Below are 17,510 nucleotides of genomic sequence, written 5' to 3' on the forward strand. Positions count from 1 at the left end.
CCTAACGGTGGAATTGGAGCAGTTCAATAAACTGGTTCTCTGTCAGTTCGTTACTAGTAATCTGCTCTATCAAATTCAGATAGAACTTATCATCATTCTTCGTTTCTTCCCACTCCCCTACAAAATGACACAACTTATCACGATCACCTGCAAGCACCATCACTTGTTGATAAGGAGTGGACAATGCTTGATAAAAGGCACGAATGCCCGAATTTGGCGTTAATGCGACCATACCCGTTTCTTTCCACTGTCTCTTCTGTTCGGATGTAACTTTCATACCACCATCTTCCCATAGTGGCCAGTTAATCGAGATGGTACGTCCTTTTCTTCTATCGTTTTCGACAAGGGAGTGACGATAGTATGCATATTGATCCACAAAAGCATTGGCGGTGGCATAATCAGCTTGTCCGATGTTCCCCATCACACTTGCAATGGATGAAAAGATCACAAAGAAATCCAGGTGGCAATCCTTGCTAGCTTCATCCAGATTCACGGTACCCAATACTTTAGGGGCCAACACTTTGGAAACCTGTGCTTCTGATTTTTGGATGAAGAATTGATCATCAGTTACACCAGCACCATGAATAATTCCACTAAGATCTCCATATTTCGCTTTTATATCCACAATACAACGCTCAACAGCTTGCAAATCTGTCACATCAAGCATACAATAGCTTAGCTCTAACTCGCTATCTTGGAATTCATTTAGCCATTGTTGCATATCCATAGTAGGCTGGGAACGCCCTACAAGAATAATAGCACCCTGACGAACATGTTGTGCTATCTCTTGGACCATGGTTTTGGCAATTCCTCCATTTCCACCGGTAATCAGATATACTCCCCTTTCTTGCCATGGCAGTGATGCTTTCCTTTCCGAGGATGGTACCTCTTTCCAAGTCAATACGTGCCGTTTATCGCTCTCTTGATAGGCAACCTGTGGTGTCGTCATTAACTGTCGATTAGCATGAAGAATACTTCGTATATGTTCACTTTTCATCTCATCATTTAAAACCACGCACTGTCCCACAATATTTGGATTTTCTAAATGTGCGGTTTGCAACAACGCTCCAAGTGCCTTACCAAAGGATTTTTCCGACTGGTTAAATAGAAGAATTTGAACAGGCACAATATTGGTCGGTTTTTTCTTCAGGACTCCTTGTATAATATGAAACGCCTGTAAGGCATCTTGGACAAATTGTTTTGCCAGATCAGATTTGTCACGATCATAAGGAATTACATGACACTCTTCATCTAATAATTGGTCGTTTATTTCCTTTGCTTTTTTTGGGTCTGCCCCATAAATAATCACATGACCGTTCTCCTCTTTAAAGGAGTGCTTTGTGGATAGGTCTTCGTTTTCCTCCCAATCCGGATAAAAGAGTATCATATCTTGTACTGGCTCTTTTTTTAATGTTAAACCTTTAATGAGTAGAACACAGTCACCCCTATGATCACAAACATCTATATCCACTTTGATTATGCCCTTACCACTATTCCTTTGGCGAACAAAAGCCCATTGTGATTCTAGACAGTCTCCAATGAGTAACAATTCATCCATAGCAAATGGTAATGACAAACCCTGTCCCGCCTCTGATAAGGTCAATCCAACGGCAGATTGTATAGCTACATCCAGTAAACAAGGATGTAAAGTGTACGCATCCTGTTTATTTTCCATGCATGCAGGCAAATGGATTTTGGCCAACGCTTGCCTCTCTCCCATATAGATCTTTTCAACACCTTGAAAATGAGGACCATATACAATTCCCATCGATTGAAAAGCCTGATAGCAATCCTCACCTGTCCATATCCGCTGTTGGCATTGTTCCTGTAGCTCGTATAAGTCCAAACGATGTGTCTCCTGACTAAAAGAATTTAGCTCTATTTTCCCATCACAATAAATGTTATCTTCCCCATCCATCTGCTGATAGATAGAATAGGTCATCGATTGATCATCTTGTGGAGAAATGCCAATAGTTAATGGAGATTGTACGTCTTGTTTTCTAATAGGTTTAGCCCACATGACATCTTTTAGACACACCTCGCCATTACCTTGCACATTCTTCATAGACTTAGCTACAAAGCTGGCCATCTCTAAGAAAACAACACCTGGTAATACACCAATGCCATCAATGATATGATCTTGAAAATAAAATTCCTTTTCCTGTAGCATCACGCTATACTTAAGGCCCTTAACATCAGAGATATTTTGATAAACGAATGGATCCATTCTATTATTCTGATAGGTATCCCGTTTTTCTTCTATCCAGTAACGCTCTCTTGCAAAAGGATAAGTCGGCAAACTAATACGTGACGGTTTTTCATGCTGATAGAGGAAGTTCCAATTAATCGTTGATCCGTTAACCCATGCCTCCATTAAAGAACGATATTCCCCAATTTCTATCCATTGAGTAATTGATTCTTCTGGGGTAATAGAGGAACCACCATGAGCCGCACAACTTCCAGCTATCCAATCATGTTCCTCTTCCTGATGTATAAAAGAATCAAGTTGTTTACGCAAATCCTCAATAGAACTAACTGCAAATGCCAGCCTCTCTTCCATTTCCTCACGTCCTGTTTGCAACGTAAAAGCGATATTGCCCAAATGACCATCTGTATATGCATGCTGCTCGATAGCATTGACTAACCGCCTTGCTTGTTCCGTTAACTGTTCTTCTGTTTTGGCAGACAAGACAATAATTACCGGATGATTTGGTGTTATAGACATGTTGTCATTCTGGGCGTTGCGCGGAATATATTCCTCAATTAACAGGTGGGCATTCGCTCCTCCAGCACCAAAGGAGGAAATACCAGCTCGTCTAGGGGATTCTTGCATTTTTCCATCCTTATAAATGACTGGTTTCTCCCAATTCGCTAGTTTCTGTTGAACCATAAAAGGCGATCTTTTAAAGTCAATATCAGTATTAAGATCCTCAGCATGAAGGGAAGGAACTAATTGACGGTGCTTCATTTGTAATAGCACTTTCGTTAAACCTGCAATCCCAGCCGCACTCTCACTATGCCCAATATTAGACTTAACGGAACCAATCGCACAAAACTGACGATCATCTGTGTACTTTTCGAAGGCAGTGGTTAAGCCATGAATTTCAATGGGATCTCCAAGGGCTGTTCCCGTACCATGTGCTTCGATATAGCTGATAGTACGCGGATCCAAGTTAGCTCTTTTTAATGCCTCCATGACCAGCTGTGCTTGAGATTTTGGATTAGGTACGGTATATCCATTGGTTTTCCCTCCTGCATTAATCATACTGCCCTTAATGACTCCATAGATATGATCACCATCCGCTTCAGCTTGATCCAATGGTTTTAAAACAACTGCACCTATTCCTTCACCATCTACAATCCCATCCGCCTTTTGACTAAAAGGCCGACTTGTGGATCCAGGGGACAGCATAGTCATTGCGGACAGCTTAAGAAAATGATCTGGATGAACAATTAAATTAACACCTCCAGCTATAGCGCAGGTGCTGATACCACTATAAAGGCTCTCCAGCGCTAGATGAATAGCTGTTAATGAGGAAGAACATGCTGAGTCAATCGCTAGACTAGGTCCTTGGAAATTCATCATATAAGATACTCTGTTGGCTATCGACCAATAACTCGCACCAGAAGGATAATGACCATTCATTGCTCCAACAAATACTCCTATTTTTCGGTCTTTACTAAGATTTGCCGGCGTATAACCTGCATCTGAGATACTTTCATAGCAAGCTTCCAAGAACACCCTTTCTTGAGGGTCCATTCGCTTAGCCTCTGCAGGTGAAAGATGAAAGAAATAGGGATCAAATTGATCAATACCGTCAATAAAACCACCCCATTTAGTATACATATAATCATCTTTTCCAGGCTCCTTGTCATAATACTTGCGCCAATCCCACCGCTCCTTTGGAATTTTAGTAATAGCTTGTTTACCTGATCTTAACAACTGCCAATATTCATCGATATTACTCGCCTTTGGATAGCGTCCGGCGATGCCAATAATGGCAACATCGAAAAGAGGTGTTCCAGATTTAGCCTCTTGCCTCTCGACGTGTCGTAAACTATCATGTTGACGTCTCAATCTTCTTTTTACTTTGCGTGGTGGTGAGGAAGCCTTATGAATCGGTCGGTCTACTGTTTCAGCTATTGTCAATAAGTCTTTCACCTGCTGCGAATAATTTTTAATTAAATAGTCGGCTAGTTCATCCAAAGTTTGATACTCAAATAATAGCGTGCTACTGATATCTGCAAAATCTTTTCGTAAAGCACTGGTCAATTGAGTGACCAAAATAGAGTCAAAACCATACCTCTCCAAAGCCTCTCTACTATCAATCTGTTCGGATGATAGATGTAAAATATCCCCGACTAAACGTTTAATATATGCCACACAGGCACTATGCAATGTGTCTTTCATCTTGGTAGACTGTGTGGAAGACACTGGTACTTGCTTTTGTCGAGACTCCACACGTTTCGGTTGTTCATCGATCGGTTTATTTTTCCTTATCACGCCATTGCTTTCTGCTAGAATTATATGTTGCTGCCCATTGACAAGGGAGGGAACCATCGTACGAAAACCTTCTGACGCTAAGATTCTTTTCCACTGATCCACTGTAACTAGTGGGGACCCCGGAATTCGCAATATACCATCCTCGTATAACCACCATCCATCCAACAAACCAAAGGTAAAATGATTAAATAATGTTCGGGCCGTGGTTTCTGTTAATAAGAGTAATCCATTCTTTTTTAACAACGCCTTCGTATTTCGTAATGTCTCCCTCAGTACCGGGGTGGCATGGAGGACATTACTGGCAATAACTACGTCATATTTCCCAAGCTCCATCCTTTGATCCTCAAGGGGTTTGGTTACATCAAACAACCGATAATTAATCCGCTTATTCCAGTCACCAAAGTACTTTTCAGCCGATAACAAAAACGCCTTCGAAATATCTGTGTAAGCATACTCATCAATAATCTCAGCATATGGCTTAATTTGCTTTAATATTTCTTCAGTACTTCCACCTGTTCCTGCTCCAATTTCTAGGATTCGGACGGGCTTATTATTCTGATGGAGCTGTCTCTGTTGAAGATAGTTTACCAAAATGGCAGCAAGGTTCTGATTATAGTAATCTGCAATTGCATTTTGCTTATATATCCCTTCCACTAATTCAATGGAAGAATTAGGGAACAAAATATCTGTTGCCGTAACTTTTCCTATTAATATATCAGGTATATTCTCCAAGGCAGTCTCTATTAAGGTGAGATGGGAATGTATAGCTAGCTCAGCGCTCCAAATCCGCTTAAAATGATGCCACTCCTGCCAGCTTGCCTTGTTATCAACCGAGTTCGCTACAACTGAATAGACTTGATCCTCCCTCGAGAGGTATTTGTACTCCTCAAAGAGAGTCGCAGTTTCTTCCATCCATCGACCATAATTAGGTTGAAGCCCTCGGGTTAAATCTGTCAAACTACCCTGCTCGTCCTGAAACCATCCAGCCTTTTGTAGCTGACTCCACAACAATTTCACCAACAGGGGCTGAACTTGATCCATACGGTGAATAATTTCCATAACGGCTTTTCCTTCTGTTTCTACCAACTTAGGCACCGTAGATAGGAGACTATCCATACAAGGCATAATCTCCTCCTGGAATATGGAGAGAATCTCAGTTGTTTCTTTTTTCTGCTCCTGCCAAGGACGGAGGGTATGAATATAAGCTAGTTGTGGAAGAGGGTGTGACAGCAAAAAGTCCAGTGCAGCCATTCCCTCTGGTCCTTCAATTGAACCAATTCCAGCTTGAGTCATTTTGTTCTGATATTTTTCTTCCGCTACTACACCGACACTCCCCCAATAACCCCAGTTCATAATCTTCACTGGACAAGACCATTCCCTCTCCATCGCTAAAGCAAACGCATCCTTAAAGTTGCAACCTGTTGCATAATTACTTTGTCCAGCTGCGGTTGCAAAAGATTGAATGGAGGAGAAGAACAGCACAAAATCAAGGGATTCATCGGCAAATACTTGGGCCATTCGAACACTGACATTTACCTTGGCAGTTAATGCCTCTCGAAAAGTTTCTTCGTCCATCTTTACGAGTGCCTGATCTCTTAAGACAATGGCTGAATGAATCACACCCTGTATCTCTCCATATTTCTGCTTAATTTGTTGATATGCCTTTTCCAGTGATTGTCTATTAGAAGCATCAGCTGTAATATATCTAGGAGCCGGACCAATGGTAGCTAATCGATTGATTTTGGTACGAATAGCTTCATCTTCTTCCCTCCTACCAATCCATATCACCCTCGCCTGATAGTGACGAATAACATGCTCACTCCAGACTTCGCCAATGCCGCCTGCTCCTCCAATTACTACATAAAGGCCACCTTTTTTGTAAGGAGCTTTGGGTACTACGGTTTGCTCAATCTGAATTAAGCGCTGATGGTACCAGGCCTCTTCTCGGTAAGCCAGCGTTTTATGTGGTAGACTTTGTATATTGGTAAGGGGCTGAAAATTATCTCCCTCTTCTAAGTCCAATAGGCGAATTAGCCAACCTGGATATTCATTTGCTAATGAACCTGCCAAGCCGTATAAAGCGGAAAGATTAGGCTGAATTGGCTCATGGGGATGAATCTGTTGCGCCCTTACTGTCACTATCGTCCATTTCAATTCTTTCGGTCCATAGTCCAATAAAAGTAATGCCTTAATCACCTTAAACATGGCCATCACCGTTTGTTCTTGATCAGAAATTAACGCATCATCTGTTACCAATGATACTGGTAGTTCCGGCATGCACCAGATTAACTCAGTCATATCAATTGGTTTAAATTTGGCCATAATTCCTTTAATGGTAGTCTCAGCATCAAAATGTAACACATGGGCCTGTGGGTATTGTTGTGCGACAAAGGCTGTTTTCTTATCTGCCTTTTGACCAATAATAACAACAGGGTGTTTTGATGAATTTGCTTTCTGTTCACTATTGTATTGAATTCGTTCCCAGACTGGTGTAAGCATAAGGTGACCTGGTGATCTATTCGGTTCCGCCTCTTCTGTCATAACGCGGGTGATCAGACCATTTATCGTTAGACAAAGATGTCCCTCCTTATCACAAAGGACAATGGTCAGCTGGTCATCAGTCTCCCGACGAATCCATGCCCACATGGCTTCTTTCGTCTCCCTATAGATGGTCGCTTCCTCCATCGCAACGGGCACGGATGTTTGAAGCTGGGTGAAGTCTGCCTCAAGTCCTATGGCTGCCTGAATGGCTGCATCCACCATTCCCGGATGAAGTCCTTCCTCCACCCATGGAGAAGAAAGCATAAGCTGAGCCAGCACCTCTTCCTTTCCTATATATAGTTTTTCGATGCCTCGATGGCTTTCGCCATACTGAATGCCAATGTTAGTAAAGGCTGTATACACGTCTTCCTTGTCTAGCACTTTGTCTCCACAGGTTTGCTTTATTTTTGAAATATCCACTGGTGGCGAAGCTACCTCTGTGATGAGCTCCGCGCTTCCTTCACTATAGACTACTTCTTCCCCTTCCTCCGATTCCCGATAGACCTCGAAATGGATAGTCTGGTCCTTTTCCACCATTAATCCCATATGTATCTCTACCGGTACTTCTCCGACAATGAGGGGACGTAGCCAGCTTATCTGCCGGAGGCAGAGTCCTTCTTCCTCCAGCCGCCCGCCAACTGCCTGAGAAACAGCTGCTCGCACCATTTCCAAATAGGCGCTTCCTGACAACATCCGCTCTCCTTTGACCACATGATCGGATAGAAAAGGTTCTTCCCCTGTGAAACACGCTGTAAACCGCTGTTCATAGAAGTCCGATGTATTTCGATGCAAGAGGGGATGAATAACTTCCGTTATTCCCTTCTGCTCTTTCACTGGTAGCCAATACCGCTCGCGCGTAAAAGGATAAGTTGGCAGACTGATTCGTCGTGGCTTAACCTTGCGGTATAATCGGTCCCAATCAACCGGCATTCCCCTTACCCACAGCTTTAGGAGCTTGTCATATTTGCCCTTTTGCTGCCAAGTCTCTAGGATCACCCCCATATCCTCATCTGCCAGAACCGCCATGGCCGCTTTATGTGCTTTCACTTCCCCTCGATAATAATCGGTCCTATCCGATTTTGGGGTGATAATATCGGTCAATTTGGTCTGAAGATCAGCCACAGAAGTTACCACCACTGCCAACCGTTCATCCATTGCTTCTCGACCTACTTGTAACGTATAGGCAATATCCCCTAGTTCCTGATCGGTCCAGCCTTCTTCGGTGATGGCGGAAAGCAATTGCTTCGCCTGCTCCAACAGCTGTCCTTCACTTTGGGCGGAAAGAACGATTAAATATGGGCCTGGATAAACATTCGTTGTCTCTTTTTCCACTTCTGGTTTATATTCTTCAATTACCACATGGGCATTGGCGCCACCGGCACCAAAGGAGGAAATACCTGCCCGTCGCGGACGCTCGGAGGGCTGTTTCCATTCAGCTAATGTTTGTTGTACCGCAAAAGGAGTCGAGGCAAAATCAATATGCTGATTTAAGACCTCCGAATGAAGGGATGGCACGAATTGTCCATATTTCAGCTGAAGGAGGATTTTACTGATTCCCGCAATCCCAGCAGCACTCTCTGCATGTCCAATATTGGATTTCACTGACCCTATGGCACAATACTGGCGTTCTTGAGTATAGGCCTCAAAGGCCTTCGTTAATCCGGCAATTTCTATCGGGTCACCAAGAGCGGTCCCTGTACCATGAGCTTCAATGTAGTCTATAGTCTGGGGATCAATCTTTGCCTCCCGCAATGCGTGTTGAATCACCTCTGTCTGAGCATTAGGATTAGGAACCGTATAACCATGGGTCTTCCCTCCATGATTAACCGCCGTTCCTTTGATCACACCATAGATATGGTCGCCATCCTCTACTGCTTGAGTGAAAGGTTTTAAGAGAACTGCCCCTACGCCTTCACCAGGGACGTAACCGTCCCCTCCTTCGCCAAAGCTTTCACAACGTCCCTTGCTTGATAAAAATTCCCCCTGATTTAAGGCGATATACTTATTAGGATGAATGGAGATATTCACTCCTCCTGCAATAGCCGCTTCACAACTGCCCTGTTGTATGTGCTGGCAGGCTAAATGGATCGCCGTTAAAGAGGAAGAACACATGGTATCCACCGCCATACTCGGGCCATGAAAATTACAAAAGTAGGAGACCCGGTTCGCTATCGAGGCAGCGTTCCCGTTAACCGCCACCGGTCGGCCCTTCAGCTGCTCTTGTGCTCCATATAATTGGTACTCTTCATACATTACGCCGACAAATACCCCCACCTTCCCAGCATCTCCTTGCCCTTGGCCAAGCGTTTGGCGGGTATATCCAGCATCCTGCAGCGTTTCATACACACATTCTAAAAAGAGGCGCTCCTGTGGATCCATCCGTTCTGCTTCTCGTGGGGAAATATGAAAAAACAACGGATCAAATCGGTCGACATCCTGGAGGAACCCCCCCCACATCTCTCCGTTTTTCGGCGTTTGCCAAAGGTCTAAGCGTTCCTCTGGCACGGGGGTCACACAGTCTTTTCCAGCTTTTAAGTTAGCCCAGAACTCCTGCATATTACGAGCACCTGGATAACGCCCTGCCAAACCGACAATGGCAATATCAGATGAAGAGGTGGGGGTCGTCCGAAAGCTTTTCGGTCGCCTGCGCGAACGCCTTTGATGTTTTTCTGTGACCACTGGTGGGGAAGCAGGCTTAGGCTGACTGTCGCCCAAGACTTTTGTCAATGCCTCCCGATGATGTTGAAGGAAATAGCCTGTTAGTTCCTCCAGCGTTTTATATTCAAAGAACAAGGTTTTAGGTAATGGACCAAAGAATTCTTCTAACTGCTGAGTTAGTTTTAATACCACCACTGAATCCATACCATATGTCATAAAATCAGCATCCGATTCTATTTGCTCTGTAGGTAACTTTAATCCCGCTGAAAGAAAGCTTTTAATATAATCCGTCGCCTTCTCAGTCATCGAATCTTGATCTGGTGTCAAATTAATTACTGACATATCATCTACTTGAGGAGCTTTTTGAATAGGAAGACGAGAAAGCATCTCCTGAAATCGACTACGCTCTCCTGCCATAACCATTATTTGTGAATAGGGGAGGGTAAGTCCTTCATAGAATGCCTTCATCCCCCGAGTGGTCTCCATCGCGACCATTCCAGTACTTTTGCGCATCATATCTTCCGTTTCCGAATCGAGGTGCATACCACCATCCTGCCATAACGGCCAATTAAAGGAGATAGTGCGTCCTTGTCGTTTCTTTTCTTCTACTAGTCGTTGGCGATAGTGAGCATAAGCATCCATAAACGCACTCGCCCCCGCATAATCCGACTGTCCTACATTTCCCATCCCACCTGCTAATGATGAGAAGATAATAAAGAAGTCAAGCGGGCAATCTTGGCAAGCTAGATCTAGATTGACCAATCCATGGGTTTTAGGAGCCATCACTTCCATGAATTGTGAGGAAGACTTTTTAATAATAAAGTTATCCCTAATAATACCTGCACTGTGAATGACACCATGGAGCTGACCATATACTTTCAGAATATCCTCTACGAAGTGTTTCACTGCTAAGCGGTCGGTCACATCTATCTGACGATAGACCACCTGCATCCCCATTGCCGTTAATGCTTGAATGTTTACCTCCTTTTTCTTATCCATAGGGGAACGACCTGTAAGAATTAACGTACTTTTTGAAGTATGTCGCGCTATTTCTTTAGCAAATAGGAGTCCCAAACCTCCCATACCCCCTGTTATTAAATATACTCCTCCCTCTTTCCAAGGAAGAACAGATGATTTGGAGGTTGTCTCTAGAACTTGCCAATTGGCGATATAACGTTTTCCATTCTCATAGCGAATATTGTCTGGATGAGAAGAAAGTGCATTCTCCTTTAACTTCTCTGCAACCTCTTTCGCTGACTTATTCGTCTCCACAGCGATCATTTGCCCAATCATATGCGGATTTTCAAGATGCGCTGTCTGAAGAATTGCCCACAACCCATCATATAGTTCCTTTTCTTGAAGTGGAATAACCACTTGAACCAATATTTTCTGTTTATGGTCTGCTTTCATCATTTGCTGTAAAACTTCAAATAGCTGAAGAGCATGTTGTTGGAAGCGTTCACTATGATAACCTTTAATCGTCTGTAGTTCTATACATTTTCCCTTTTCCAGAAATTGCGGTAAATGATCCGAAGAAAGGTCTGCCATACCACAAAGGATGATCTTGTGTTCATCATAACTTGCAGCCGTTGCTTTCACTGACTGCTCTTGCCATTGTGGATGAAGTAAAAGATGGTCAATGGAGTCCTCGATACTAGGAACCCCCATTACTTCAACTGCTAGACCTTTGATTTCAAGACAAGGATGTCCCTCCTTATCACAAAGGACAATGGTCAGCTGGCCATCAGTCTCCCGACGAATCCATGCCCACATGGCTTCTTTCGTCTCCCTATAGATGGTCGCTTCCTCCATCGCAACGGGCACGGATGTTTGAAGCTGGGTGAAGTCTGCCTCAAGTCCTATGGCTGCCTGAATGGCTGCATCCACCATTCCCGGATGAAGTCCTTCCTCCACCCATGGAGAAGAAAGCATAAGCTGAGCCAGCACCTCTTCCTTTCCTATATATAGTTTTTCGATGCCTCGATGGCTTTCGCCATACTGAATGCCAATGTTAGTAAAGGCTGTATACACGTCTTCCTTGTCTAGCACTTTGTCTCCACAGGTTTGCTTTATTTTTGAAATATCCACTGGTGGCGAAGCTACCTCTGTGATGAGCTCCGCGCTTCCTTCACTATAGACTACTTCTTCCCCTTCCTCCGATTCCCGATAGACCTCGAAATGGATAGTCTGGTCCTTTTCCACCATTAATCCCATATGTATCTCTACCGGTACTTCTCCGACAATGAGGGGACGTAGCCAGCTTATCTTCCGGAGGCAGAGTCCTTCTTCCTCCAGCCGCCCGCCAACTGCCTGAGAAATAGCTGCTCGCACCATTTCCAAATAGGCGCTTCCTGACAACATCCGCTCTCCTTTGACCACATGATCGGATAGAAAAGGTTCTTCCCCTGTGAAACGCGCTGTAAACCGCTGTTCATAGAAGTCCGATGTATTTCGATGCAAGAGGGGATGAATAACTTCCGTTATTCCCTTCTGCTCTTTCACTGGTAGCCAATACCGCTCGCGCGTAAAAGGATAAGTTGGCAGACTGATTCGTCGTGGCTTAACCTTGCGGTATAATCGGTCCCAATCAATCGGCATTCCCCTTACCCACAGCTTTAGGAGCTTGTCATATTTGCCCTTTTGCTGCCAAGTCTCTAGGGTCGCCCCCATATCCTCATCTGCCAGAACCGCCATGGCCGCTTTATGTGCTTTCACTTCCCCTCGATAATAATCGGTCCTATCCGATTTTGGGGTGATAATATCGGTCAATTTGGTCTGAAGATCAGCCACAGAAGTTACCACCACTGCCAACCGTTCATCCATTGCTTCTCGACCTACTTGTAACGTATAGGCAATATCCCCTAGTTCCTGATCGGTCCAGCCTTCTTCGGTGATGGCGGAAAGCAATTGCTTCGCCTGCTCCAACAGCTGTCCTTCACTTTGGGCGGAAAGAACGATTAAATATGGGCCTGGATAAACATTCGTTGTCTCTTTTTCCACTTCTGGTTTATATTCTTCAATTACCACATGGGCATTGGCGCCACCGGCACCAAAGGAGGAAATACCTGCCCGTCGCGGACGCTCGGAGGGCTGTTTCCATTCAGCTAATGTTTGTTGTACCGCAAAAGGAGTCGAGGCAAAATCAATATGCTGATTTAAGACCTCCGAATGAAGGGATGGCACGAATTGTCCATATTTCAGCTGAAGGAGGATTTTACTGATTCCCGCAATCCCAGCAGCACTCTCTGCATGTCCAATATTGGATTTCACTGACCCTATGGCACAATACTGGCGTTCTTGGGTATAGGCCTCAAAGGCCTTCGTTAATCCGGCAATTTCTATCGGGTCACCAAGAGCGGTCCCTGTACCATGAGCTTCAATGTAGTCTATAGTCTGGGGATCAATCTTTGCCTCCCACAATGCGTGTTGAATCACCTCTGTCTGAGCATTAGGATTAGGAACCGTATAACCATGGGTCTTCCCTCCATGATTAACCGCCGTTCCTTTGATCACACCATAGATATGGTCGCCATCCTCTACTGCTTGAGTGAAAGGTTTTAAGAGAACTGCCCCTACGCCTTCACCAGGGACGTAACCGTCCCCTCCTTCGCCAAAGCTTTCACAACGTCCCTTGCTTGATAAAAATTCCCCCTGATTTAAGGCGATATACTTATTAGGATGAATGGAGATATTCACTCCTCCTGCAATGGCCGCTTCACAACTGCCCTGTTGTATGTGCTGGCAGGCTAAATGGATCGCCGTTAAAGAGGAAGAACACATGGTATCCACCGCCATACTCGGGCCATGAAAATTACAAAAGTAGGAGACCCGGTTCGCTATCGAGGCAGCGTTCCCGTTAACCGCCACCGGTCGGCCCTTCAGCTGCTCTTGTGCTCCATATAATTGGTACTCTTCATACATTACGCCGACAAATACCCCCACCTTCCCAGCATCTCCTTGCCCTTGGCCAAGCGTTTGGCGGGTATATCCAGCATCCTGCAGCGTTTCATACACACATTCTAAAAAGAGGCGCTCCTGTGGATCCATCCGTTCTGCTTCTCGTGGGGAAATATGAAAAAACAACGGATCAAATCGATCGACATCCTGGAGGAAACCCCCCCACATCTCTCCGTTTTTCGGCGTTTGCCAAAGGTCTAAGCGTTCCTCTGGCACGGGGGTCACACAGTCTTTTCCAGCTTTTAAGTTAGCCCAGAACTCCTGCATATTACGAGCACCTGGATAACGCCCTGCCAAACCGACAATGGCAATATCAGGCGAAGAGGTGGAGGTAAGGGTGGACGTCGTCCGAAAGCTTTTCGGTCGCCTGCGCGAACGCCTCTGATGTTTTTCTGTGACCACTGGTGGGGAAGCAGGCTTAGGCTGACTGTCGCCCAAGACTTTTGTCAATGCCTCCCGATGATGTTGAAGGAAATAGCCTGTTAGTTCCTCCAGCGTTTTATATTCAAAGAACAAGGTTTTAGGTAATGGACCAAAGAATTCTTCTAGCTGCTGGTTCAGTTTTAATACCATAATGGAGTTAATACCATACTTCTCTAAGTCCATATCATGAGCTATTTCTTCTGCATTAACCTTAAACAACAAGGAGAGGTTCTCTTTTAAATAGTCAATCGTTTTTTCCCATAAACGCGAATTTTCTTTAGAAGGTTTGGTTGACTGCAAAAACTGTACAAGATCATAAAGCGTACTCTTCTCTGCAAAATCCAAAGTGGTTAACTCTAACCCAAATTTGTTATTTAACCGATCTGCTAATTGGGTTAACTTTAAAGGATCAAATCCATTTTCACTCAAAGGGACATCATGATGAATCTCTTTGGCATCAATAGCCAACACTTCTGCAGCTATTTTTTTTAATTCCAACAATAGATCACTAGTTTCAGAGTCTCTCTCCTTATGTTGGTACAACTGTTTAAATTGCTTAGAAGCTTCTTCTGGTCTAATCTCTTTTTCTTTTAATTGTCGATAGATATGTCTCCACTTTTCATCCATTTTTTTCCTCCCCCTTATCTTGAAGTCATTAGAATTTTCTCAACATCTTCTTCCGATAATTCTCCTTTCCAAATTCTCTCGGAAAGTTGACGATAAAAAGCCTCTTGTGCCATTAAACCAGCAGTCTGTCTTGTTTCAAAACCTAAGATACGTACACATACCATGCCATCCTCATCATATACATCGATATCGAACAGTTGATCATTTTCATTACGCTGGATATGTACCCACACCTGGTTGGGACAGGGTTGATAAATAAAGATAGCTTTAAGCCTAAAAGGCAGCCTATCTAATGGAGCTTTTAATACAATAGTAAAACCTGCGGTCGCTTGGAAAACAGCATCCAACAATCCCGGATTAAGGTAACACTCGCTACCAATAGACTCTGGTGGTACTGCTAACTTCGCGATGGTCTGATTCTTGTGGAGATAAAGACATTCTATTCCACGATGGGAAGGACCATAATTTAGACCAGCTGCACGAAAAGATGGATAAATTTGCTCTGATGAAAGGATATTCCAAGGATATTGAGACTTTATTTTTTCAAGGTTTTCCCTTTTAGGATGCTTTAACTCAGATACCTTCATCATACCTTGAGCATGTGTTATAGCTGTTTGATCATCAAAATAATCTGATCCGCTGTAAATATCATATTCTACCAATCCATCCTCTTTTGATATCAAGGCAATATGTACCTCTACTTGCTCATCATCGACCACTAAAGGTTCCATCCATATATGCTCTTGTAAATAAATAGAAGTTGTACCTTCTTCTAAAGTACTCGCAATCTCTCGATCTATCCCCTGCTCAAGGGCAGCTCTCGCCATTTCCAAATATACCGATCCAGGGAGCATCTTCTTCCCCTGCACGTGGTGATCGGCTAAATAGGGTTCTTGTCCAGTCATAATCGTTGTAAACCTTTGAGTCGACAGATCAGATGTATTACGATGAACTAAAGGGTGTAGTGAAGTTTTACTTAGTGTAGGTATACTTTGTTTAGGAAGCCAGTAGTGTTCCTTAGCAAAGGGATAGCCTGGTAAACGAAGGCGCCGAGGACGATCCTCTTTGTAGAGTATCTGCCAATCTATCATTTGACCTGCTAACCAATGTGAGATAAGTGTTTCAGGATCAGCTTGTCGAGGAGTATCTTTCATACTCTTCCTCTTTTTTACATAGCTCGTGTATAATCCTTTAGGTTGCTCATCATGGAGATATGCTGCTAACATATCAATAGCTGTACGTTTATCATCCATCCAAAACGCAAGACGATAAACCATTGCCTCCCGACTGGTTTGTAGAGTAAAGCACATATCGGTGAGATTAACATTTTCTTGTAATTCTAACCATTCTTTCATGATGCCTGCATATTCTTTAAGTTGTTTTTCTGTTTTGGCAGATAAAACAAATAAGGTAGGCCTACTGTCGTCGATAATCGGTTTTGACCCTCTTTCATTCTTTGTTTCATAAGCCTCTATTACCAAATGAGCATTGGTACCACTAAATCCAAATGAACTAACACAAGCCCGTCTTGGTGAATTCGCATCCCAAGGGCGTGTTTGTGTATTTACATAAAAAGGGGAGGTATTAAAATCAAAGTGTTCATTAGGTTCTTTAAAGTGAAGAGTAGGCACCAATTTCTTATTCTGCATACATAACAGTACCTTCTGTATGCTTGCTACACCAGCAGCTGCAGATGTATGGCCAATATTAGATTTAACGGAACCAATCGCGCAATATTGCTTTTTATCGGTTTTTTCCTGAAAGACAGTTGATAACGCTTTAAGTTCTATAGGATCACCCAATTGAGTACCCGTCCCGTGCATTTCTGCATAACTAATAGTAGATGGGTCAATATTGTACTTTTGGTAAATACTACGTTCTAAATCTATTTGGCTTTTTACACTAGGGGCAGTTAAACCATTTGTTTTTCCATCTTGATTACTTCCAAATCCTATAATCACGCCATAAATTAAGTCATTATCTGCCTCAGCATCCTGTAAACGTTTTAACACCAGAGTACCAACGCCTTCACCAGGAACCATGCCATCACTAGATTGATCAAAAGCCTTGCACCGCCCCTCTGGTGAGAGCATTTGTGTCGCGCACATTTCAATATAAGGCTTAGGGGTGAGGTACAATGTTACCCCACCAGCAAGAGCCATATCAATTTCTCGATTAAGTAACGCCTCGCAAGCAAGGTTAATTGCTACCAAGGAAGACGAGCAGGCAGTATCAATAGAAAGGGCCGGACCTTTTAGATTAAGAAAATAGGCAATACGCGCCGATGCAATGGAAGCATAATTACCAGTCATATCAGTTAAACCATATTGCTGTTCACATAACATTCGATAATATTCATTTGCCATAATTCCTAGGTATACCCCACAATTCTGACCATTCAATGACTCTGGCGTATAACCAGCATCCACAAAAGCCTGATAGCCCTCCTGAAGAAAGAGGCGTTGTTGTGGATCCATGGTTTCCGCTTCTGAAGGGGCTATATTGAAAAACCGGGGGTCAAAGCTGGCAACATCATCTATCATCCCTAACCACTTACTATATATTTTCCCCTCATCACTAGGGTAAGGTTGATAGTATGAGGCAACATCCCAACGAGAGGAAGGAATTTCGCGAATGGAATCACGACCTGCTACAAGGTTTGACCAATAGGCGTTGAGATTATCGGCATCTGGATATTTTCCAGACATTCCAACGATGGCAACAGCTTCTCGATGATTATTGCTAGCCATATGATTTTTTAATTGATTTTTTGCCTCTTTGGATGAAATCTTTCCCTCTT

The 17,510-nt window shown here is 43.6% G+C and carries 2 protein-coding genes and 1 pseudogene; all 3 read right to left on the minus strand.

Annotation, left to right across the window (positions count from 1 at the left end; genetic code table 11):
• Position 1: 1 nt before the first annotated feature.
• Positions 2-14,710 (minus strand): SDR family NAD(P)-dependent oxidoreductase, encoded by a 14,709-nt coding sequence (locus ACZ5N5_RS00525; RefSeq protein WP_464373058.1) that lies wholly within the window; start codon positions 14,708-14,710, stop codon positions 2-4.
• Between the two features lie 14 nt (positions 14,711-14,724).
• Entirely contained in the window at positions 14,725-15,300 is a 576-nt protein-coding gene (locus tag ACZ5N5_RS00530) for a polyketide synthase dehydratase domain-containing protein (protein WP_464373810.1), read from the minus strand.
• A gap of 108 nt (positions 15,301-15,408) precedes the next feature.
• A pseudogene (locus tag ACZ5N5_RS00535) lies at positions 15,409-17,448 on the minus strand (type I polyketide synthase); the annotation flags it as partial.
• Positions 17,449-17,510: the final 62 nt, after the last annotated feature.

It is taken from the genome of Gracilibacillus sp. JCM 18966 (genome assembly GCF_055392695.1).

Bases quoted from the DNA above. Each gene is read 5' to 3' on its own strand.
- ACZ5N5_RS00530 (WP_464373810.1), bottom strand. From the start codon at position 15,300: ATGATGAAGGTATCTGAGTTAAAGCATCCTAAAAGGGAAAACCTTGAA.
- ACZ5N5_RS00525 (WP_464373058.1), bottom strand. From the start codon at position 14,710: ATGGATGAAAAGTGGAGACATATCTATCGACAATTAAAAGAAAAAGAG.